The organism is Rhodoferax sp. (assembly GCF_025354435.1).
Classification (GTDB): domain Bacteria; phylum Pseudomonadota; class Gammaproteobacteria; order Burkholderiales; family Burkholderiaceae_C; genus Rhodoferax_B.
In genome coordinates this window covers 1-22221 of the sequence record NZ_JANXMU010000029.1, presented here as the reverse complement: position 1 = coordinate 22221, position 22221 = coordinate 1, and the positions used below count along the sequence as shown (strand labels likewise).

The following is a 22221-nucleotide window of genomic DNA, read 5'->3' as shown; positions in this document are numbered from 1 at the left end:
TTGCTCCACTAACGGGCTTGATTATTCGGGCAAGCCGCCAAACCATCGGCCTGATAAGCCGGGGTTTTGGCTGCCTTTTCAGCACCATACACCGACTGCGCCCCACTACGATTGGCGCATTCGTATCCATCCCCTGGAGGGAACTGTCATGGATCTCCGCTTATCCCCCGTATCGACCAGCATGCCCAACCGCACGGGCATGGTGCAGCGCACGCCTACCACCCCCACTTCGGAGGCGAAAAGCGCCGGTTTCTCCAGCGCGCTCAAGGGCGCTCTGGCCGAGGTGAGTGCGGCACAAAACAACGCCACCCAACTGCAAAATGAAGTGCAGATGGAGAACCCGAACGTGAGTCTGGAAGAAACCATGGTGGCGATCCAGAAAGCCCAGATCGGCTTTCAGGCCACGCTGCATGTGCGCAACCGCATGGTGCAGGCGTATAGCGACATCATGAATATGCAGGTGTGACCCCCCCCCAGGCTGCACACTTCGTGTTTTCGCCAACCCCCTTGCAGGGGACAACAGCAGCAGTCTGGCAAAGCCGGCCCTGCGCTGTTCTGGACGGAGCAGCTATGCGGTGGTTATGTGCTTTTTAGGTCGCTAGCGCATATCCAACCTTCGTAGACAGCTATTAAATACATAGTGAATTCTTAACCGCCACAGGCGGCTGGTATTCCAATGAAAAAAAGCCCCTAACGGGGCTTTTTTTCATTAAATTGGCTTCTAACGTATGTTCCATATACGCTAGCCGCTATTATTTTTATATCAATGCAGCAACTGGGGCTTACACTCCAGGATTTGCTCAAACTGCTGGATCCAGGGCTCGGTCAGGCAGCGTATCTGTGCGTCGTTGCGCAGAATGCGTTGCATGATGCGGGCTTTTTCGGTCTTGTTCTCGGGGGTCAACTGGTCGGCCATGGACTGGTGGCGCAATTGCTCAATGAGCACGGCGCAAGCGCCTTCGTAGCGCACGACCTCGTCCCAGTCTTCCATCTGGGCGGCCTTCAGCATCTTGAAGCTGCTGTCCTCGATGGCTTTGTAGTAGTCAATCAGAATTTGCGACATGGTCTGGGTCCGGCAAGGTGGGAGGGGCTTATGCATTGCCGACATGGGGCAGAGGGATGCTTTTCCAGGCATCGAATACGGGCACGATCAACTGCGTCACCTCTTCAATCAAAGTAATGTCGTTCTTCAAATTCGCCGTGGTCAACCGCAGAATGCTGTAGTTGTACACACCGCGCAGATTCACCGCCAGCTCACCACCAGACTCAATGTCCAGAGCGGCTTTCAGGCCTTCTTCCAGGATACGCACGGCCTTGCCAATGGATTGGCCCTTGCCTTCGATATCGCCACGCGCCAGGGAGCCACGGGCAGCATGCAGGGACTGCACCAGCGCTTCAAACAGCAGGCAAATCACCTGGTGGGGGCTTGCGCCTTCGATGCTGGTTTGGGCACCCACGCGTTTGTAAGCGGAGGCGGCGCGGGCACTTACGGGTGTAAACATGGTGGAGGCATCCATTTGAACTTGATGTATTAGTTATCGGCAGTGCATTCAAAAACTCAAGCCCCGTCTGGTTGAAATATCGCAAAGTTTTGTAGCCAACACCATCGCCTACCTGCTGCTGTTCCAGGCTTCCACCTGCTGCGTGATGTAGGTGCTGAGCGCCGTCAGGCCCGCCATCTTGGTGTCCAGCGCGGTGTAGGTGGTGCGCAGGCGCTTCTCTACAGAGGCAGCCCGGGCGGTGACCTTGTCCTGGTCATCGGAGTTGCGTTTGACCTCGGCGGCCAAGGCATCGGCCTTGTTGTTCAAACCTCCGCTGAAAGCCAACAAACCATCCGCAAACGCCTTGACCTTACGGGCAATGCCGTTGGTGCTTGCGTCGGTGTTCTTCTGGGCGAACAAGGTCTTCACGTTGGCGGGGTTGTCCAAAGCGGTACTGAGCTTGGTGGCATCCACGGTCATGCTGCCGTCGCGCGCAATGCTCAAGCCAATGTCGGACAAATGCGTCAAACTCCCGCCCACCACACTGGTGCCCAGCATAGAGCGCAGCATATTGCGCATGCCGATCGCAGTGGAATCGCCCTGCAAGTCGCCCGATTTCTTGGTGGTGGCGTCATACGCGGTGGCATCGGCCAGATACTTGTTAACCGCGTTGTAGGCATCGACAAACGCCTGGATGTTGGTCGTAATGGCCGCCTTGTCATTGGTGGCGGTGATTTCTACATTGCTGGTGGTGACTTCGGTTGCATTGATGGTCAAACCCGCAACTGCACCGGCAAATTTATTGGTCGTGGACGTGATCGCGATGCCATTAATGGTGGCCTTGGCGTTTTGCCCAGCTTGGTACGTGTTGGCCCCCATGCCATAGGCGGTGGGGGCAGCCAGGTCAAACGCAAGCTTGGACAGGCCACTGCTGTCGGTGTTGTTGCCGTCGTCGTCGGTGGCTTGTATGCGGAAACCGGCCGACTCTCCTGTGCTGGATGAACGCAACATCAGGCGGTCGCCAGACGCGTCGGTCAGCACCGTGGCAATCACACCGGCCCCGGAGTCGTTAATTTTGTTGGCGATTTGCGCCATGGTGTCGGTTGCCGCAACAGTAACCGGCACGCTGGCCGCCGAGCCCGCCGTGAAAGCATTGCTGGTCCAGGTGCCGAGTTGCAAGGTCAGGGTGCCAGACGAACCCACCGACACACCAGCCGTGACGGCCGAAGACACGGTGGACTGTGCCTTGGCCAATTGCTGCACACCGACACTGAAGCTGGTGGCGCTGGCGATGCCGGTTACCGTGGCCGATACCGCCGTGCTATCAGAAGATGCCACCGACAAACTATTCCACCCGCTGTCCAGCGACAGTTTGGACGCGGTGTCCGTCAGGGTTGACATCAGCGCCTTGACTTGCGAGTAATCGGAAATCTTGGTCTGGATGATGGTCGCTTTGATCTGGAGCGAGGTCAAAGGCTGCTTTTCCAGCGCAACCAGCTTGGTAATGATGCCTTCGACATCCAAACCACTGCCGATGCCAGTTGTTGTAATACCCATGATGGTCTCCAGAACAAGGACGTGCCACAGTAGTTGTGGCTGCGAATAGCCGTATTTGTATCCGCATTCCAAAAGGCAAAACGGCGGATAAAGGGGGTTCCTTTATCCGCCTTTCAGTTTTAGCACCCTCTTTACCTCTCTACAAACTGCGCATGGTGCGCTTGGCTTGTAGGAGGAGATGCCGTTGCGGCTTATTGCAGCAGCGACAAGACGCTTTGTGGCAGCTTGTTGGCCTGGGCCACCATCGCGGTACCAGCCTGCTGCAGAATCTGCGTGCGGGACAAGTTGGCCGTTTCTGCGGCAAAGTCGGCATCCACAATCCGGCCGCGTGAGGCAGACAGATTTTCGATGTTGATCGCGATGTTGCCTGTTGCGCTGTCGAACCGGCTTTGCAAAGCGCCCAATTTTGCACGGGCAGAGTCCACCTGGTCGATTGCCGAATCCAGCTTCTTGATCGCGACCCAGGCATCACGCTGTGTGCCAATGGTCAAGGTATCAATACCCAGTGCATCCGTTGTGGTGCTGGTTGCGCTGAGCTGGGATGCCATGGTGGTGATCGCCAAGCCGGTTGTGCCAGCGGCCAGACCCGCAAAGGTAACCTGTGCCGCGTTGCCCGCTGTGTCCAGCTTTTGCGACACAACATCGATACGGTAGGTCTGGTCGTCGTTCTGCGACAAGAAGGCCGTCACACCGGTATCAGAAGACTTGCGGTTGATGGCCGCAACCAATTGGCCCATACGCTCAGAACCCGAGCTGGCAGCCTGCAGCGCACCGATATCGATGGTGGTACCAGAACCAGTCACCGAAATTGTCAGGCCCGATGCAATCGAGGTCAGGGTGCTGACCGAGCTTGCGGCAATGCTGGTAGCCGAAGAGTCAAAACCATAAGCAGCTTGGGACAAACCGTTGGCAGCCGCATTGGTCAGTGCGCCCACGGTAATGTTGTCGCCTGCATTGGCACCCACCTGGAAGGCGGCTCCCGAAAAAGAGCCGTCCAACAGTTTTCTGCCGTTGAATGTGGTTTGCTTGGCAATGCGGTCAACTTCGTCGGTCAGCTGGCTCACTTCAGATTGCAACGCAGCGCGGTCGGCCTTGCTGTTGGTGGCGTTGCTGGACTGCACCGCCAGTTCACGCATCCGTTGCAGCATGTCGCCGACCTTGCCCAACGCGCCTTCAGCCGTTTGCGCCAGCGAAATGCCGTCATTGGCATTACGGGCACCGACCGTCAGGCCGCGGATCTGACTGGAAAAGCGCTCAGCGATAGCCAAGCCGGCGGCATCGTCCTTGGCGCTGTTCACGCGCAGGCCGGAAGACAAGCGTTGCATGGAAGTCGCCAGCGAAGCCGACGACGACATCAAATTACGCTGGGCATTCAGCGAATTGACGTTGGTATTGATGGTGGTGGTCATTTCAAAGCTCCTAAGGTTGGGTCCAATGACGAACCAATGAAAAGGCCCGTTGGGTATGTTTTCGGGTGTCCGTGCGAAAACTTTAGGGCTAGCGCGCAAATAACCGGGGTTTTCTCGCCGCTTATCCCGGTTACGGCGCGAACCCGAATGACCACAATTTAGTTACCGCTCATGGTCGTTGGCCAGCTGAGCTGACCACAACCGGCTTTGGCCAACATTTATCCTCAAAGGAGCTCCGTAATGGCTGCCACGATCAACACCAATATCAATTCGCTGAATGCACAGCGTAATCTGGCCACGTCCAGCAGTTCACTCGCCACCTCCATGCAGCGCTTGTCCTCTGGTTTGCGCGTGAACAGTGCCAAGGACGATGCTGCGGGATTGGCCATTTCGGAGCGCATGACAACCCAGATCCGCGGCCTGACGGTCGGTGCCCGCAATGCCAATGACGGCATTTCGCTATCGCAGACGGCTGAAGGTGCGCTGGGCAAGGTCGGTGACATGCTGCAACGGATGCGTGAACTGGCGGTGCAGTCCAGCAACGCCACCAACAGCAAGGCCGACCGTGCTGCGTTGCAGGCCGAGGTGGGCCAGCTGACCGATGAAATCGACCGTATCGCCAAACAAACTTCGTTCAACGGCAAGAAAATCCTGGACGGTTCGTTTGCCGGAGCCGTGTTCCAGGTGGGCGCCAATTCGGGCGATGTCGCATCGTTGGGTGCTTTGACCAACTCGACCGCCAAAGGCCTGGCCGATGTCGCCTACGCTTATGACCAGTCGGCCAGCACAGTGGCAGCCAGCTCCGTCAGCACACTGACATCCATTGCGGCCAATACCTTGACGATCAGCGTGACAGGCTCGGCCTCGGCGATCGACCTGGGCAGCCTGGCTGCTGCTAGCTCCGGCGAAGAACGCATGGGCCAGGTGGTGGAAGCCATCAACCGTAAATCATCCGACACGGGCATCACGGCCTACCTCTCGCAAAACCCCGACCAGTCCTACCGATTCGACTTGCTGTCCCAAAAGCTGGACTCCAATGGCGATCCTTCGGCAGTCACGTTCACCGGTTTCTCGGCTGGCACCACCGGTTTGGCCGTGGGTGCGGGCGGCATGCAATCGAGCATCAGTGCCTCGAACACCACGACTGACGCGTTGGGAATTGACACGCTGACCGTCGATACCCAGCGCAACGCCTGGGTTGCGCTGAAGAAAATCGATGCAGCGATTGACCAAGTGAATTCGGCCCGTGCCAATCTGGGCGCTTTGCAAAGCCGGTTTGAGAGCGCTGTCAGCAACATCAGCATCCAGGTCGAAAACCTGGCGGCCGCCAAGGGCCGGATTGTGGATGCCGACTTCGCGATGGAAACAGCCAATTTGTCACGCAACCAGATCTTGCAACAAGCCGGTACGGCCATGGTCGCCCAGGCCAACAAGCTGCCACAGGGTGTACTGGCGCTGCTACAGCAGTAAGCAACCCCACGCACAAAAAAGGCCCTTCGGGGCCTTTTTTGTGCGTAAGATAGCCCTCTGGCGCATATTCGGCCTACACGAGTAGCTATTTAATACATAGCAAGTTGAAAACTGTGACGTAGTGCGTTGAATTACGCCGATGCAGGCAATGGCTCACACCCAGCTATTGGCGATGCGTACAGCACCAGATCGTAGTAGTAGCCCACGTTGTGTTGGCGTAACCGGAAATGGTAGTCGCCCGCATGCTGGTCTATCGCCTCCACCACGTCCAACAGGTCCTGCGCGTAGTGGTACACGCAGGCGGCGATACGGGGTCGCTGCTTTGCCAACAACCCCGCTGCACCGTGCAGGGTTTTGGCTTCAAAGCCCTCCACGTCCATTTTCAAAAAGCTCAGGCGCTCCAGTTCGTCGTCCAGCCGAACCGTTTTGACGGTGACGCTGCCCTGGTCCACGATGTGGCTGGACATAGTGCCGGTTTCTTCAAAATACAGCGTTTCACAGCGGCTTGACACCGCCTTATTGACCGGCCGAAAGTCGGGCACCGGGAAATCCGACAGTTGGGACAGCACGGCAAAGTTCGTCCGGTCCGGCTCAAACGCAGTGATGCTGCCGTATTGCCACTGGCTGGCCGCTAAAAACTTGCGCACCACCGGGCCTTCAAAAGCACCACAGTCGCAAAAATGCTCCTGCGTGCCCAGGGTAAAGGTACTGGGCTGACCTGCCATCGAAAAATACTCGTCCGAAGCATCGGTACCGATGGACCGCAGCCAATTGCGGTCATAGCTGAGCCGGAACAGCAGATTGGCGTACAGGGTTTCGCGGCTCAGCGAGTCGTCCAGCCGGTCTGCCAGGCGCACAAAGTCGTCCAGCCGCTCCAGCGTCTTGCTGCGGTAGACGTTGACCGTCTCGTACACCGAAAACAGGCCGTACACAGCCAGCACCGGGATGCAATCCACCAGCGCCACACCCGCCTGCAGGCAACGGGCCGCCGTCAGCCCACGACCCCAGGCATCGTCCGAAAAATCAATCGCCAAGGCACCAGGGTGCTGGCGGGCCTGCTGCATGAACCGGGTCGTCGTCCAGCAGGGCACACCAAACATCTCTGGCTCCGTTAGACCATCGTCCACCAGCGCCACCACGCCAAGCATCAAGGTCAGCAAATACTTGCAGCGGCTGCGCCCGATTCCCGACAGCGGCTGCAGCACAAAAAGAGGCCGCTGGGCCATCAGCGCTCTGTAGTGGTCCACCGGGTCGGTGCCCTGGGCCGCCAAGTCCAGCAGAGCTTTTTTGAGATTCTTGCTTTTATCCGTCATAGGGGCTGTTCTATTTTCTGAAATCAAATCACGACCCAAAAATCACCACCGGGTCGGCAAACGATGCCAAATGGAAGGTTTTAGCCACCACATCTGTGGCTACCGGCCCGTGCTTTTCCAGCACACATTGCTTACCGATCTGCACGCCGTCCCGCACCAGCACCCCCATACCCACAATGGTATGGGCCCCGATGCTACTGGTCGCCCCCACCAACACACCTGGAGCAAGCCATGCGGAATTGCCTATTTTGGTACTGGCCCCAATATTGGCCCCAGCCCCCACTACGCAATTAAAACCAATATCCGCATCCACACCGACCAACGCACCCGAACCAATAAAACTATTTTCCCCAACCCGCGCGCTGGCCGCGACCACCGCGCCGCAACACACCAAAGGCGGCATCTTGAAACCCATGGCCTTCAACATGCCCATGAGCTCAAACCGCCGGTAATTAAGAAACTGGTGGCCCATGGCCACAAATGCCGTGCCATCCTCGGACTGCAAGGCCTGTAGTTCCGACAGGTCGAAAGCGTGCGATTTGTCTTGCGACAAAACAATTTTTCGCAACTCCAACTCGGGAGCCAACTCAGCCCATGCCGACAACGCCCAGTCCAGCATGGACCCCATACCAATCACATATTTACGAGGCACAGTATGGGTCCGTTAATAACAATACAGTACCGTGGCATCTGGACAAAAAGGATTGTGCTGCCGAAATCCCAATTTGTAATTTTGGCCAGTTTTCAACACAAAATCAGTTAGGGTTTCATAATCTTCTGGTTTGTGGTAAACAGAAATAGCCATTTTTGGCTTGTTCTTTTCAATTGTTTTGACTGCCCCGTGTAAAGCTTTTAGCTCAGAACCTTCAATTTCGAGTTTGATAAAAGTGGCAGATTGGTCAGTGGCACCATCAATGCTAACCACTGGTACTTGGATGGAAGCCTTTTTTTCCAGCACTGCATCATAAATATGCCCAACGAACCCAGAGTCCACCATGTGTGCAGCCAAAGCATAGACCGGAGATTTATCCCCAAAATCATCCACACCGAAATTTTGATTGAATTCAAGAATGCCAGAAGAGTCCCACAAACCTTGCTCGTGCAAAGTGATACTGCTAGACAGCGGCTTTATATACTCGTCCTGCAGGCGGCGTAACCGGTTACGAATTTCTTTGTTGTTTTCAAGAGATGGTTCAAATGCATGAATATGCTTGAATTTTCCAGAAACCGCCTGCAGAAAACCTTCAAGCGTATCCCCGTTAAAGGCCCCACCATCTACGTACACTTCACTCTCTGTAAAATTAAAGAACTGCCTGTTTGTTGAATATGAATTCAGATTGAATTTTTCCCCTAAGTGCCCTACAGAGCAAGCCTCTAAGTAATAGGGATTCAAGGTCATCCGATATGACAACATATGCAGCCAAGTTATCTTCGAATAGCGATCTTCAAATATATTTTTTATACTCAAAAGTGCATCGAGGTTTTCGTATGTTCGATGGAAAAACTCACTTCCATAAAAAAAGAACCGCCCTGGCTCATTTTTCTTGTCAACATTGCACGCATTTAATATGTGCAAAAACTGTAGTGGCAAAATAATTCTCACATCCCATTGCACTGCCAATTTAATAAAATATTGGTAAGCACGGGGACCAGGAAGCAACAGACATGAAACGATGCTTCTATCGCCTCTGGACAATTCAACCCAAGCATCTGCATCAATCACGGGTATGCCGAATATTTCCTTCTGGGTTTTGGATAAAAAATCATCCACAATGGCGATTACATTTGCATTGCGTGCCAACACCTTTATTTCAGAACGGCACACCGAACCACAAACCACAAATTTCTTCTCTGCCATCAAATCCTGCGAGCTTTGGTCCATCCACGCCAGAAAGAAACACGACTCTTTTGCATACGAGTCCCTCAGAGACAATAAATTTTTCGTTAATACTTCTTCTGATAAGAATGGGTAAGTATTCATCAATATTTCTCTGGTAAAAGTTCGAAAACTTGCTGCTCGCGTTATAAAGAAAATCGCGCGTCCATCAGACCAAGATACCAGTGTTCAATAGTTTGGTTGGCCGACTCAAAATCGCCCAACACCGCCGTGGGGGCCTGTGCGTGCAGTCCGGCCTGGATACGTTCCATCACTGCAAAATCTTCGCGCAACACCGTTTCAGCACCTTGCAGATGGGCCAAGAGCACCGCTGCCGACACTGCATATTTGGCCTTTTTCTTGGCGGTGACGTAATGCACCACCACGTCGGTGCGCCCCGCAGACACCGGCACGTGGTGCTCAATGATGAAAGAGTAGCCCCCCGAACCTGAGGCGATATGCAAATTGGGAAACACCAGCCAGTTGTAATACCAGTCGAGATGGCCATACCGCTCTACCTTGGCATGCCAGGCGTAAGGCGGCAATGACTCCATCGGTGCATCCGGGCCGCCGCAGCTGAAGCCACGCATCAAGGACAGGGCTTCGTCGCGTCCCGGCACCCCTTGCTGGCGCAAACGCTGCGACAAGGCCACACCAGCCCCATCCAGACTGACCGCAAATTTCACTTTCTGGTACAGCGACTGGGCATGCACATAGCGGGGGTGGTGGCTATCGCGCAAGTTCTCGTAGGCTAGCTTCCAGTTCATCCGTGTCGAAAAAGTCGCTTGCAGCACCTCGCCATCAAAGGCCATCGACACGCCGCGCAACGAGTCCAGCAGCTCCGGGCTGAGCTGGTCGGTGACCGGCAGCGGCGTATCCGACAGGTTGATGAACACCAAGCCACCCACCACTTCCAAGGCATATCGCCGCAGCCGCAGGCAGGCCCGCTCAGCAGCGGGATAACGGTAAACATCGGCCTCAAACGGAATGTGCTGCACGGCGCCATCGGCCCCGTAACCCCAACCGTGGTAGCTGCACACCAGCGGGCGTACCCCCTGAGACTCTGTTTGCAACGGGTTTTGCCGGTGCAAGCACAGGTTTTCAAATGCCTGCAACTCGCCATGGAAGTTTTGTACGACTACCGGCACACCCCAAACGCTGCGGGTAATGAACGCGTTGTGGCGGTCCAGCATGGACAGCAAGCCCACAAACTGCCACAATGGCTTGAACAACAGCGCGCGTTCGCGCGCAAACCATTCTTCCGACTGGTAGGCCTCGGCGGTCAGGCGTGACTGCATAACACCCTTCGCACCGTCACTTAAACTCAAACCGCTTGGCCGGGTTGCCAAACACCGTGACCCCGGCGGGCACATTGCCAATGACAACACTGCCCGCGCCGATCACCGCGCCGTCGCCAACCTTCACGCCGGGCAGGATCGTGGCGTGCGGGTGCACCACCACGTTTTCGCCAATCTGCACGCCGCCGCCCATGAACACAAAGCTACCCACCGTGCTGTAGGAGCCAATGCGCACGTCATAGCCAATGATGCTGGTCGACAGCATCGCCACAAAGTCGCCCAAGACGGTGTCCGCGCCCAGCGACACGCTGTGTTCAAACATGCAGCCTCGGCCGATCTGCACGCGCTCAGCTCGGTGCATGCCGGGTGCCAAATGCATGAATTCCGCCCCTTGAGCCAACAACGGAGCAGCAAAACGACGGCGCGCGTGCGGATCGCCCAGCGCACACACAAACAGCTGCCCCGGCTGGCAAACATGGGTAAATGGATCGCCCAGAATGGGCAAATCGGGGGGTACTGCCAAGTGGGTGCGGCTATCCAGGAAACCGCGCACGGCCCATTCCACACCATGCCGGTGCTCGGCCCGCGCCAACGCCGCCATGTTGCGACCGAAGCCGCCCGCGTTAACCACCAAAATATCTTGCATACGGTTCAGGTAAACGGAATGCCACCATCTAGGCTGAACGTGGTGCCAGTGACCTTGCGGCTGGCATCGCTCAGAAAGTAGATGGCGGCATAGGCAATATCTTCAGGCTGCCCCAAACCCAGCGGGTAGGCTTTGTCGGCGTTTTCCAGCAAGTCTCGGTGCATATTCAGCAGCGGTGTTTCCACCAGACCGGGACAAAGTGCATTGACGCGGATACCGCGCTTGGCCACCTCCAGTGCCAGGCAGCGCATGCTGCCAATCAAGGCACTTTTGGAACCTGAATAGGGGCCGACACCGACCTTGCCCGTCAATGCGGCAATCGAAGCCAGCAGCAGTACCGAGCCACCGGGGCGGATCCACTGCCGGGCCAACTGGCGCTGGGTCAGCAGCATCGGCGCGTAGTAATTGGTCTGCAGCACCCGGTCCAGCATTTTCGCGTTGAGCATGCGCATGGGGGCTACGCCATCGACGCCCGCACTGTGCACCACGCCATCGACGGCACCCACGGCATCCGCCAGGGTCTGGATCTGCGCGGTATCGGTCAGGTCGGCCGCCAAGCAGCGGTGGCCAGAGCCCGCCAGGGAGGCATGTACGGCCTCCAGCCGTGCTGTGTCGCGGCCACTCAGCACCAATTGCGCACCGGCCAGGGCCGCTTGTACGGCAATGGCCTGTCCGATGCCACTGGAAGCGCCAGTCACCAGCACCGTCTTGCCATCCAGGCGAAAGGGGTCATGGAAGGGGCTGGACATCAGCGCATGGGCAGCGACAGGCCACCATCAATCAGCAGAGAGCTGCGCGTCACCCAGCGGCTGGCCGGGGCCAACAGATAACCAATGCCATGGGCCACATCGCTCGGCTCTATCGTGCCCAACGGGGTCAGGTCCAGCTTGTCCTGCATATCGGCCGTGCTAGCCAGCGCAGTCAACATGGGGGTGGCCACATACCCAGGTGATACGCAGTTGGCGCGGATGCGCCGCTTGGCATGCTCGAGTGCCAGGGTTCGCACATAGGCAGTCAACGCGGCTTTAGCCGCCGAGTACATACTGGTGGCCACGGGCGCAATGCGCTCAGCCACCGCGGTCACATACACCAGCGAAGCATCGTCGCGAACGCGTTTGCGGGCCAGCAGGCGCTGCGTCAGCAACACCGGCACATTAAAGTTGATTTGCATCATGTCGTTGAGATGCTTTTCAGACACCAACCGGGCAGGCACCAATTCGACCGCTCCGGCACAGAACACGCAGCCGTCCAGCGCTGGCAGGCTATCTACCAGAGCGTTGCGAGCGGCTTCATCGGTCAGATCCGCCACGTACTGCCCATGGCCGGCACCGGGCAAGCTGTCCAGCGTGGCTTGCAGGCGCACCGGGTCGCGCCCGGTCAGCCACACGGCAGCCCCCATGCCCGCACACAGCACCGCAGTAGCCCGGCCAATACCAGACGATGCGCCTGTCACCAGCACCGCCTTGCCTGCCAAACTGAAAGCCGAACTCACAGCTCCACCATCTCCGGGAACTTGGCCCCCTCAATATCCACAATGCAAGAACCCCAGGACAGACCGATGCCAAAGCCCGACATCAGCAGCCGTTTGCGCCCGCCCAACAAGGCCTCACGCAGCCGTGCGGTCATGGTGACGGGAATCGAGGCTCCGCTGGTATTGCCAAAATCGGCCAGGGTAGACGGCACTTTTTCCGGCGACAAACCCAACTTTTTGCGGATGGTTTCGTTGATGAGCTTGTTGGCTTGGTGGAACAAAAAGTAGTCAATATCGGTATCTGCCATCTGGCTGAACTCCATCAACCTGCGCACTGCCGGGGGAATCTGTTGGGTAGAAAAACTCAGCACGGCAGGGCCATCCAGCACCAGATCGTCCAGCCAGCGCAGCACACCGAACTCATCGCGCCGAGGGGTGGTGTGCTCCACGCCGTAGGGCTCGCGGTGGCCCCCGACGGGCAGCATGATGGCCTTGTAGCCGCTGCCGTCGCTATTCATGTCGAAGTACATGGGCGGGGCATCTTGCACGTACTCCAGCGCAGTGACGGTGCCTGCATCAGAAAACAACGGGTCCACCACCGTGGCCGACTTGTCGCCCACCATCAGCAGGCCTTTTTTCACCGCCCCCGAGGCAATCAGGCTGCCCAGTATCTGCAGCCCATAGGTATAGCCCGAGCAGCCCAGATTCACATCGAACGCGATACTGGTCTTGGGCAGGCCCAACCGGTCTTGCAAGATGATGGCCGTGGCCGGAATCAGGTAGTCGGGCGACTGGGTGACCACAATCACTGCGTCCACCTCCTCGCGCGCCCAGCCCAGGTCGGCCAGCAGCACGCCGGTGGCCTCCACCGCCAGGTCCGAGAAGCATTGCCACCCAAAGCACATGCGCCGTTGATGGATGCCGATGTTGCGCACCAGCCGCTCACGTTCGGAACGCATGGCGGGCGGGCAGTCTTGCACGTTCGACAGCACCGTGCGGGGCACGCACGAGGCCATTCCGGCATAGCGAACATGGTGCAAAGTGGAAGTGCCCATCTGCTTTAGCCCAGCAGAGCGTGGATGTCGGCTACCGTAGCGCAGTTTTTCAGATCATTGCCAGAGATGGTTTTGCCATATTCCATATCGCACATCACGATGACACCCAAGGCGGCCAGTGAATCCCATTCGGGCAAGCTGGCCAGCAAGGTATCACCGGTGACGGCTACGGGGTCTTGAAAATCAACGGCTTCCAAAAATTTTTCTACGAATGCATTCACGGTGCTCACAGGCATCTCTCCCTTAAAAATCAAACAAATTCAGACCAATGCCTTAACCCGGTCTGACACCACAGCTTGGCCCACCGCCTCGACCACCGCATTCAGCTGCGGTGCCGTCATGGACGGGAAAAACGGCAATCCGATCAAATCACGGGCAATCGCATTGGCGTTCGGAGTAGGCGCGGACTCCCAGCGCGCAGCCGTACCGCGTATCTCTCCCAGCAAAGGCTGGTACCACCGCCGGGTTCCAATTTTCAATTTCTGGCACAGACGCTCCAGGCGCAACCGGTCGGCGGCGCTGGGCATGCGGGCGCACAGCAATCCCGGTGCCACAATGCCGCCTGGTAGGGTGGTTTGCCAACGCAAGGCATCCCCGGTTGCCGCATCCAGACCGGAGCGCAAGGCGCTGTAGAGTTCGCGCCGTCGTTGCGCACCAGCGTCCCAGCGGGACAACGATGCCAAGCCCACGGCTGCGTGGTATTCGCTCATTTTAGCGTTGGTGCCAATGCTGGCCAGCACCCCAGTAGGCACGCGCGCACCAGGCTGCAAATTGATACCGAAATTAGACATTTGCCGGACCTTGGCCACCAGCGCTGTATTGGTGGACACCACCAGCCCGCCCTCGCCTGCGGGCAAGGACTTGGTGGCGTGCAAGCTGAACACCAACGTGCCCTGGCTGCCGTGCAGCCACTGACTGCCAAAAGCCCCTGCTGCATCCACGATCACCGGCAAGCCGGTGGACTGTTCAAACAAGCTCCAGGCAGCCATGTCCTGCGGCGCACCAAAGGTGGCCACGGGAACCACCGCGTCAAACGCCACATGCTGGCGCATCTGCCAGGCCATGCCAGGGGTCATCAGCCAACTATCGGGATCTACATCGCCCAGCACCGGCACATAGCCTGCGCGCACCACGGCCGTAGCAGTGGCGACAAAAGTGAGGGCGGGCACCAGAACCTTGGAGCCTGGAGGCAAGGCCAAAGCGGTCAAGGCCAGCTCCAGTGCCAACGTGGCACTGCTGGCTGTGGTGACGGACGCTGCGGGTGTGGCCACCTGGAAGCGGGCCGCCAGCAGCTGCTCCAGTTCGCACACTAAAGGGCCAAAATTGGAATAGTGCCGGGCGGCGTGCATGCGTTGCAAATAGGGCATCAGCTCTTGCGGACTCGGCAAATCCGGTACCAGCAGGGGAACAGAGGTTTCTAAATGCATCTGGTCAGTCTACACGCAGAGGCCGGCTGAAATGGCCAGAATAGCCCCCTACTTACCTGCCTGAAAACCCTCTGCCGCACGCAACGCCTGCGCCACATCGCAGCCACTGTCCAGGTAGCGCGGCGCCTTGCACAGATAGTTCAGCCACATCAGGCGGTAGGCGGCCTCCACCTCGGCGGTGCGGCTGGGGTAGTCCATTAGCACGCTCTGGGTCAAATAGGTGCGGGTGCTGGCACGGTAGCCCGCCAGACGTTCCGGATTTTGCAAGAGCTCGACCGTGAGCCTGACGTAAGCGTCTTCGTCACTCGCCACCAGCTCGCCCAAGCCAATGCCGCCCAAAATCCGGGCGCTAGACGAGTCGATAGCCCGCTGTGCGTCTAACGCAACCACCGGCAAACCCATCCACAGCGCATGCAATGTGGTGGTACCGCCCGACACAGGGGAGGTGTCGAGTGCCACATCGGCCACAAAACCCAATTCCATAAACTGCTCCAGCAGCAACTGCGGCACCACCGACACCCGCTCTATCGGCAGGCCGGCCTCCTCCACCCGCGGCTGCATGGCTGCCTGGGCCGCATCTGGAGTCGATTCCTTGACCATGATGAGCAGCCGGGCATCGGTGCACAACGCCAGGATACGGGCCCACACACGCAGCATGGCGTCGGTGACCTTGAACGAGTTGTTCAGTGAAATCAGGGTCGGGTAGCCGTTGGTCTCCATGGGCAGTTGCTGCAGCAGCGGTGCGTGCCGCGGTGGTACGTAGCTGGCCATGCACTGCAAACGAAACAGCTTTTCGGTATAAAGCACTTCATTGCCCAACGGGTCCGTCCCGCCATCGGTCAGCCGGTAGTCCATACCCTTCATGCCCAGGGTATTCATGAAGCCCAGCCAGGTGACCTGCACAGGTGCAGCCCGGCGGGCAAACACCAGCAGGCGGTTTTCGGCGGTGTGGCCCGACAAATCCACCAGCACATCGATCTGGTGAGAGCGGATGAGCTGGTACAGCGCATCGTCCGACATGCCCATGGTGTCGTGCCAGTGCGGCACATCCTGCTGCATCGCCTCCGTGATGTAGTCGTGCTTGCCACCCGAGTACACATAAATCTCTACCTGCTCCGGGTCATGGTGCTGTAGCACTGGCTGCATGAAGAAAGCGATGGAGTGCACCCGGAAGTCGGCCGTCACGTAGCCCACGCGCAGCTTTTTACCCGGGCGACGGTCTTGTTTTTGAAACGGCACAGCCTTACGGGTCAGCGGGTCGGCAAAGCGGCGGCCCCAGTCCTGGAACACGGCCAGGGTGCGGGCGGGGTCTTTGTCGATGTTGCAGCGGATCCAGGCCCGCAGCACCCAGATATTCGACTCGTGGCTGTGCCGGGCGGCCTCTTCGATCAGCGTGATCGCCAGATCCCGGTGACCCAGGTTGAAGTGGGCCAAGGCCAGAAATTTCTGCGCATACGGTAGGCCAGGGCTGAGATGCAAGGCGGTTTCCAGCACCTCGATGGCCCGGTTCCAATCCGGGCCCAGCATGAAGATGCGGCCCAGTCGGCACCAGACATCTACGTGCTGGGGGTTGACGGCCAGTGCCTCCATGTAATGCAGGATGGCGCGCTGGTAGTCCTGCCGCGCCTCGCAGGCCTCGCCCTCCAGCAAAGCCAGCAAAACCACCTGGGCCGGGTCCAGCCCGACAATCAGATCAACCATGGCACTTCAAAAAGCCCTCGGGGGCCACCGTCACCATCAGGCGCGACTCCATGGCCGGATCCACCACAAACTCGGGGTGGCCCTGCAGCCATTGGCGGGTGGCCGTCTTGGGGTTGTTACCCACGTCCCAGGGGCGGTCGGCAAAGAACTGGGGCGGCATATCTTCCACAAAGGTGTCGAACACCACGCAGTAGCTGCCGGGGGTAACCAAGGGTGCGTAGGCATTCAGCTCGCCCAGCACATGGTCGTGGGTGTGCATGGAGTCCAAGAACACCATAACCTTCTTGAAACCTTGGGCGGCAGCATGCACCTGGGCCACCACATCGGGCGCGATGGACGAGCCCTGCACCATCTGGATGCGGCTGGCCATGGGATGGGCCTGGATGGCAGCGCGGTTGTGCTCGCGGATGTCGATGTCGATGCCGATCACCTTGCGGGCCGACTGGCGCGGGTCGATGGTGCTGCCGCTCTCGATGGCATCGCACATGTCCAACATGGCCAGCAGGGACGCACTGAGGACCAGCGAGCCGCCGTGGGCAATGCCGGTTTCGATGATCAGATCGGGCCGTACGGTCCACACCAGTTCCTGGATGGCCACCATGTCCTGCGGGTACTGGATGATGGGGCGGCCCAGCCAGTCGTAGTTGTAGACATACTTTTTGTCCATCGAGGTCTGTAGCCACTGGCGCGACAGGTCTTTGAAAGCGCCGTCCTGGGCATAGGCGGCCAGGCGCTCGGCACGTTCAGCGGCAAATTGTTGTTCGGGGGTCATGGGGGAGTCCTCGTTAAACCAGATGGGGCTGGACCATGGCCGCCAGGCCTTGCTCCAGCGTGGATTGTGGCCGCCAGCCTGTGGCGCGCAGCCGGGATATGTCACCCACCAGCACCGGCGGGTCGCCCGCACGGGCAGAGGCCAGCGCCAACACGGGGCCGGGGTCGGCACCGCACAGGCGGGCAAGGGTGCGCACCACGTCGCCGATCAGCGCAGGCTGGCCGGAGCAGATATTGAAGTTACCGTTGCAGCCCTGCACCAGCAGCGTAGCCAAGGCGCTGGCCGCGTCGGTCACCGGCAGCATGCCCCGGTAGGCGGCAGTGTTCACGCCAAACGGTGCCACCTGGCCCTGGAACACCCGCACCAGCGAGGGCAGCATGCGCTGCGGCGCTTCGCCCGGACCAAACGGAAAGAAGATATGGCACCAGGCCAGCGACACGCCGCGCTGTGCACACAGGGCGGCGGCCATGCGGCGGGTGGCATCCTTGACCACGCCGTACAGGGTGGCGGGGGCGTAAGGGCTGACGTTCTCCACCAAAGTCCCTTGCGCCCAGTCGTACTCGGCGCAGGTGCCCGCGATGGCCACGTGCTGGCCGCCTGCATCGGCAAAGGCCTGCAGCAGGCGCAGCGTGGCATCGGCCCAGCGGAAGTTGAGGGGGGATGTCCAATAGACACCGTACTCGGTGGTCCAGGCCAGGTGCAGCAGATGGGTGGCCCCGGCCTCCTGCACGGCCTGCGTGAGGTTCACGCCATCCAGCAAGTCGCAATGCACCAGGGGCACATCTTCAAACCCCACGGGCAGGCGGCGCCCCAGTACCACCACGTCGGCACCCTGCTGACGCAGGCAGGCCAGCACATGGCGGCCCAGGTAGCCACTGGCACCGGTGAGCAGAATCTTCATGGGTGGATGGCCAGGCCCGGCACGGCGGTGACAAAGCGGCCACCCCATTCGCGGATGTAGGCCAGCTGCTCCATCACCTCGGCCTGCAGGTTCCACGGCAGGATGAGCACATAGCGCGGCTGCTGGGCACGCAGAAAGGCATCGTCCAGGATGGGAATGCGGCTGCCGGGCAAGAACTTGCCCTGCTTGGCCGGGTTTTTGTCCACCACATAGGGCAGCAGGTGCGGCCGCACCCCGGCAAAGTTCAGCAAGGTATTGCCTTTGGCGGCGGCACCGTAGGCGGCCACTGGGTGGCCTGAATGCGCGGCACTTACCAAAAATGAGAGCAACTCACGCACTATCCGCATGCTCTGAAGGCCAAATTGGCTATAAAAATCTGCCGTTTGCATGCCCGCAGCGGTCTCGGCCACCAATACCTGCTGCACGGCGGGGGCGACCGGCTGCTGCCCGGTGTCGACGCGCTGGGCGAACACGCGCAGGCTGCCGCCGTGGGTGGGCAGCTCTTGCACGTCAAACACCTGCAGGCCGTTGGCCGCAAAGATGCGCTGCACCGCAGTGAGCGACAGGTAGGAATAGTGCTCGTGGTAGGCGGTGTCGAACTGGCACTGCTGCACCATTTGCTGCAGGTGCGGAAACTCGAAGGTGGCCACGCCCTGGGGCTTGAGCAGCACGGCAAACCCGGCCACGAAGTCGTTGATGTCGGGCACATGGGCCAGCACATTGTTGGCGGCTGTCAGATCGGCCTGCTGGCCCTGGGCGGCCAGTTCTTGCGCCAGCTCTACGCCAAAAAACCGCTCGACCACCGCGATGCCCTTGGCCTTGGCTGCGGCTGCGGTGCTGGCGGTGGGTTCAATGCCATAGCAGGGCACGCCTGCGGCCTGCACGTACTGCAGCAGGTAGCCGTCGTTGGCGGCAATCTCCACCACCCGGCTGTCGGCACCCAGGGCAAAGCGCGCCTGCATGGCCTCCACATAGGCTTTGGCGTGGGCCAGCCAGGAGCTGCTGAAGCTGCTGAAGTAGGCGTAGTCGTCGGTAAACAGGGCCTCGCGCCCGGCATGGTCTTCGGTTTGCACCAGCCAGCAGTTTTGGCACACCAGCAGGCGCAGGGGATACCAGACCTCGGGGGCGTTGACGGTGGTGGCGGTCAGATAGGCATTGCTGGGCGGGGCGCTGCCCAGGTCGAGGAAGGGCAAACTGAGTTCAGTAGCGCAGTGGCGGCATTTCACACTGACTCTCCTTGGATGTATGGATGGCTGGCATCGCGGAGCGACAAGCCGTGTACCGGTAGCGGCCACGGAATGGCCAGACGCGGGTCTTGGGGGTGCAGGCCGCCTTCGCTGTGCGGGGCGTAGGCTTGGGAATGGCAATACAGCATCTGCACGCCGGCGTTCAGGGTCTGGAAACCATGGGCGCAGCCGGGGGGGATCAGCAGGGCGCGGTGGTTGTCGGCCGACAGCGCTTCGGCATGCCACTGCAAATAGGTGGGCGAACCTGGCCGCAGGTCCACCGCCACATCCCACACTGCGCCCACCAGGCAGCTGACCAGCTTGGTCTCGGCGTGCGGTGCGCGCTGGTAATGCAGGCCGCGTACCGTACCGGGCTCGGCGGTGAAGGTATGGTTGATCTGGGCCATGGGGCCGGTCCAGCCTGCGGGGGCCAGGTCGTCGGCGCAGAACAGCCGCTCCAGAAAACCGCGTGCATCGCCCAGCGGCAGGCGCTCGATGGCGACCAGGCCGGCGATGGGGGTGGGATGGAAAATAAAGCGGCTCATACAGTTTTAAGCATTAAATTGGGCTCTAGCGTATGTTCAATATACACTAGTAGCTATAAATAATATAGCAATCACTGAATGCCACCAAATACAGCTATCTGGGCGCGGCTGGCGACCGCCATGTCGTCCCCAGCCAGCCAGGCGAGGTGCCAGGCCACGGTGTGGGCCAGGGCATCGTCCAGGCTCCAGCGCGGCTGCCAACCGAGTTCGGCACGTGCGCGGGTGATGTCCAGGCGCAACTGCCCCGCTTCGTGCGGGTGGTTACCGCCCTCGGGAATGTCCACCCGCGCACCCTGCCCCCACAGCACGGCCAGGCGCTGGGCGACCTGGCCCACAGTGGCATCGCTGCGGGCATCGGGGCCGAAGTTCCAGCCACTGGCGGCTTGGCCTTCCAGCAAAGCTTCGGCCAGGCGCAGATAGCCCGACAACGGCTCCAGCACGTGCTGCCAGGGCCGCACCGCGCCGGGAAAGCGCAGTGGTACCGGCTGCTGGTCGGCAAAGGCTTTCAGGCAATCCGGCACCAGCCGGTCAGCCGCCCAGTCACCGCCGCCGATGACGTTGCCCGCCCGGGCGGTGGCGATCTGCGCCGACCCGGGCGCGTGGAAGAAGCTGGCGCGGTAGCTGGCCGTGACGATTTCGGCCGCGCCTTTGCTGGCGCTGTAGGGATCGTGCCCGCCCAGCGCATCGCTTTCGCGGTAGGGGTAGACCCATTCGCGGTTGTCATAGACCTTGTCGGTGGTCACCACCACCACGGCGCGCACGCTGGGCACGCTGCGCACGGCTTCCAGCAGGTGGGCTGTGCCCATGACGTTGGTGGCGAAGGTGCCCAGCGGGTCGGCATAGCTGGCGCGCACCAGCGGCTGGGCGGCCAGGTGAAAGACCACCGTGGGCTGGGCGGCGGACAACGCGGCTTGCAAAGCTGCGCGGTCGGCCAAATCGGCCCGGGTGTCGCTGGCCAGCGCCTCGGCCACGCGGGCTACGTCAAACAGATTCGGCGTGGTGTTCGGGTCCAGCGCATAGCCATGTACTTTGGCCCCCAGCGCGTGCAGCCACAGGGCCAGCCAGCCACCTTTGAAGCCGGTGTGGCCGGTGAGGAAAACAGGGGTGTCCTGCCACATCACCATGTTTTCCAGGGGGCTTTGCCGGACGACCAGAGTTCTTCCAGCAAGTTCTTCTCGCGCAAGGTGTCCATGGGTTGCCAGAAGCCGGTGTGCTCAAAGGCCATGAGCTGGCCCTCGGCGGCCAGGCCCGCCAGGGGTTCGCCTTCCCAGCTGGTGCTGTCGCCACCAATGCGTGACAGCACCTGGGGCGAGAGCACGAAGAAGCCACCGTTGATCAAGCCCCCATCACCACGCGGCTTTTCGGTGAAACCTTGCACCACCGGGCCTTGCATGCTCAGGGCTCCGTAACGGCCAGGGGGCTGAACGGCGGTGACGGTGGCCAGCTTGCCGTGCTGGTGGTGGAAGGCGATACTGGCCGTGATGTCCACATCGGACACGCCGTCGCCGTAAGTGAAGCAAAAAGCTTGCTCGTCTTTCAGATAGTCGGCCACGCGGCGCAGGCGGCCACCGGTCATGGAGTCGTCGCCGGTATCGACCAGCGTGACCTTCCAGGGTTCGGCATGCTTGTGGTGCACTTCCATGCGGTTGTTGGCCATGTCAAAGGTCACGTCGGACATGTGCAGGAAGTAGTTGGCAAAGTACTCTTTGATGATGTAGCCCTTGTAGCCGCAGCAGATCACGAAGTCGTTCACGCCATGGGCGGAATACATCTTCAGGATGTGCCACAGGATGGGCTTGCCGCCGATTTCGATCATCGGCTTGGGACGGAGATGGGTTTCTTCGGAAATCCGGGTACCCAAGCCCCCGGCCAAAATCACAGCTTTCATTTTTGCGTCTCCTGCCAGCGGGCAAACATGTCCTGGTAAGCGGCTTCCACCGTGCGGGCAAAGCCCTCTTCGTCCATCAGCGGGCTGGCCTGCATCTGGGCCCGCAGCGTGGCGCGTTGGCGGGCCAGTGCGGGCAGGTCACCCGCCAAAGCCAGTACTTTTTCAACGTAGTCGTCTTCGCTGTC

24 protein-coding genes are annotated in these 22221 nt (G+C 59.7%); 2 read left to right on the top strand and 22 right to left on the bottom strand.

All coding sequences use genetic code 11. The features are described from left to right. Window positions 1-199: 199 nt before the first annotated feature. Entirely contained in the window at window positions 200-466 is a 267-nt protein-coding gene (gene fliE / locus Q0T48_RS07175; RefSeq protein ID WP_295954452.1) for a flagellar hook-basal body complex protein FliE, read from the top strand. Window positions 467-763: 297 nt separating this feature from the next. On the opposite strand, the gene Q0T48_RS07170 is transcribed toward fliE, so the two are convergent. The 4 genes from Q0T48_RS07170 to Q0T48_RS07155 form a co-directional block, all read right to left on the bottom strand. Then, window positions 764-1063: a flagellar protein FliT gene (locus Q0T48_RS07170; RefSeq protein ID WP_295954392.1), complete on the bottom strand. Its 300-nt coding sequence runs from the start codon at window positions 1061-1063 to the stop codon at window positions 764-766. Window positions 1064-1091: 28 nt separating this feature from the next. Beyond that, window positions 1092-1502 (bottom strand): flagellar export chaperone FliS, encoded by a 411-nt coding sequence (gene fliS, locus Q0T48_RS07165; protein WP_295954390.1) that lies wholly within the window; start codon window positions 1500-1502, stop codon window positions 1092-1094. Window positions 1503-1610: 108 nt separating this feature from the next. Continuing rightward, the gene (fliD, locus tag Q0T48_RS07160) at window positions 1611-3038 is read right to left on the bottom strand and encodes a flagellar filament capping protein FliD (RefSeq protein WP_295954384.1); all 1428 of its coding nucleotides are present in this window, start codon (window positions 3036-3038) and stop codon (window positions 1611-1613) included. Between the two features lie 191 nt (window positions 3039-3229). Beyond that, window positions 3230-4447, bottom strand: coding sequence for a flagellin (locus Q0T48_RS07155; protein WP_295954382.1), 1218 nt, complete (start codon window positions 4445-4447; stop codon window positions 3230-3232). A 240-nt stretch (window positions 4448-4687) separates the two neighbouring features. Here Q0T48_RS07155 and Q0T48_RS07150 point away from each other — a divergent pair, with 240 nt between their 5' ends. Further along, window positions 4688-5917, top strand: coding sequence for a flagellin (locus Q0T48_RS07150; RefSeq protein ID WP_295954380.1), 1230 nt, complete (start codon window positions 4688-4690; stop codon window positions 5915-5917). A 131-nt stretch (window positions 5918-6048) separates the two neighbouring features. Here the strand turns inward: Q0T48_RS07150 and Q0T48_RS07145 are convergent, their stop codons facing one another. The 18 genes from Q0T48_RS07145 to Q0T48_RS07060 all read right to left on the bottom strand — a co-directional run. Beyond that, entirely contained in the window at window positions 6049-7230 is a 1182-nt protein-coding gene (locus tag Q0T48_RS07145) for an FkbM family methyltransferase (RefSeq protein ID WP_295954378.1), read from the bottom strand. 28 nt (window positions 7231-7258) lie between these two features. Next, the gene (locus Q0T48_RS07140; RefSeq protein WP_295954376.1) at window positions 7259-7858 is read right to left on the bottom strand and encodes a DapH/DapD/GlmU-related protein; all 600 of its coding nucleotides are present in this window, start codon (window positions 7856-7858) and stop codon (window positions 7259-7261) included. 36 nt (window positions 7859-7894) lie between these two features. Continuing rightward, window positions 7895-9211 carry an FkbM family methyltransferase gene (locus Q0T48_RS07135; protein ID WP_295954374.1) on the bottom strand — a complete coding sequence of 439 codons (1317 nt, stop codon included), beginning with the start codon at window positions 9209-9211 and terminating at the stop codon, window positions 7895-7897. A 41-nt stretch (window positions 9212-9252) separates the two neighbouring features. Then, on the bottom strand, window positions 9253-10404 hold the full coding sequence (locus tag Q0T48_RS07130) for an aromatic ring-hydroxylating dioxygenase subunit alpha (protein ID WP_295954372.1): 1152 nt from the start codon (window positions 10402-10404) through the stop codon (window positions 9253-9255). A 16-nt stretch (window positions 10405-10420) separates the two neighbouring features. Further along, complete coding sequence (locus tag Q0T48_RS07125) at window positions 10421-11050, bottom strand: DapH/DapD/GlmU-related protein (RefSeq protein ID WP_295954370.1); 630 nt, start codon at window positions 11048-11050, stop codon at window positions 10421-10423. 5 nt (window positions 11051-11055) lie between these two features. Further along, window positions 11056-11799, bottom strand: a complete 744-nt coding sequence (locus tag Q0T48_RS07120) for an SDR family NAD(P)-dependent oxidoreductase (RefSeq protein WP_295954366.1) — start codon at window positions 11797-11799, stop codon at window positions 11056-11058. Further along, window positions 11799-12542: an SDR family oxidoreductase gene (locus Q0T48_RS07115; protein WP_295954364.1), complete on the bottom strand. Its 744-nt coding sequence runs from the start codon at window positions 12540-12542 to the stop codon at window positions 11799-11801. The genes Q0T48_RS07120 and Q0T48_RS07115 overlap by 1 nt, the downstream gene beginning before the upstream one ends. Beyond that, window positions 12539-13480, bottom strand: a complete 942-nt coding sequence (locus Q0T48_RS07110; RefSeq protein ID WP_295954361.1) for a ketoacyl-ACP synthase III — start codon at window positions 13478-13480, stop codon at window positions 12539-12541. Before Q0T48_RS07110 ends, Q0T48_RS07115 begins: the two co-directional genes overlap by 4 nt. Window positions 13481-13581: 101 nt before the next feature. Further along, a complete protein-coding gene (locus tag Q0T48_RS07105) occupies window positions 13582-13812 on the bottom strand; it encodes an acyl carrier protein (protein ID WP_295954358.1) in 231 nt (76 codons plus the stop codon). A 24-nt stretch (window positions 13813-13836) separates the two neighbouring features. Next, window positions 13837-15003, bottom strand: coding sequence for an aminotransferase class I/II-fold pyridoxal phosphate-dependent enzyme (locus Q0T48_RS07100; RefSeq protein ID WP_295954355.1), 1167 nt, complete (start codon window positions 15001-15003; stop codon window positions 13837-13839). Between the two features lie 48 nt (window positions 15004-15051). Further along, window positions 15052-16704 (bottom strand): tetratricopeptide repeat protein, encoded by a 1653-nt coding sequence (locus tag Q0T48_RS07095; RefSeq protein ID WP_295954352.1) that lies wholly within the window; start codon window positions 16702-16704, stop codon window positions 15052-15054. Beyond that, window positions 16697-17476, bottom strand: coding sequence for a cephalosporin hydroxylase family protein (locus Q0T48_RS07090; protein ID WP_295954349.1), 780 nt, complete (start codon window positions 17474-17476; stop codon window positions 16697-16699). The genes Q0T48_RS07095 and Q0T48_RS07090 overlap by 8 nt, the downstream gene beginning before the upstream one ends. A 13-nt stretch (window positions 17477-17489) precedes the next feature. Beyond that, window positions 17490-18377: an NAD(P)-dependent oxidoreductase gene (locus tag Q0T48_RS07085; RefSeq protein WP_295954346.1), complete on the bottom strand. Its 888-nt coding sequence runs from the start codon at window positions 18375-18377 to the stop codon at window positions 17490-17492. Further along, entirely contained in the window at window positions 18374-19603 is a 1230-nt protein-coding gene (locus Q0T48_RS07080) for a class I SAM-dependent methyltransferase (protein WP_295954345.1), read from the bottom strand. The genes Q0T48_RS07085 and Q0T48_RS07080 overlap by 4 nt, the downstream gene beginning before the upstream one ends. Further along, a complete protein-coding gene (locus Q0T48_RS07075; RefSeq protein WP_295954342.1) occupies window positions 19600-20148 on the bottom strand; it encodes a dTDP-4-dehydrorhamnose 3,5-epimerase family protein in 549 nt (182 codons plus the stop codon). The genes Q0T48_RS07080 and Q0T48_RS07075 overlap by 4 nt, the downstream gene beginning before the upstream one ends. A 71-nt stretch (window positions 20149-20219) precedes the next feature. Next, the gene (gene rfbG / locus Q0T48_RS07070; RefSeq protein WP_295954340.1) at window positions 20220-21266 is read right to left on the bottom strand and encodes a CDP-glucose 4,6-dehydratase; all 1047 of its coding nucleotides are present in this window, start codon (window positions 21264-21266) and stop codon (window positions 20220-20222) included. Then, window positions 21266-22036: a glucose-1-phosphate cytidylyltransferase gene (gene rfbF, locus Q0T48_RS07065; protein WP_295954337.1), complete on the bottom strand. Its 771-nt coding sequence runs from the start codon at window positions 22034-22036 to the stop codon at window positions 21266-21268. The genes rfbG and rfbF overlap by 1 nt, the downstream gene beginning before the upstream one ends. Further along, a partial coding sequence (locus tag Q0T48_RS07060) for a hypothetical protein (protein ID WP_295954335.1) occupies window positions 22033-22221 on the bottom strand: 189 nt, incomplete at its 5' end. The genes rfbF and Q0T48_RS07060, both read right to left, overlap by 4 nt.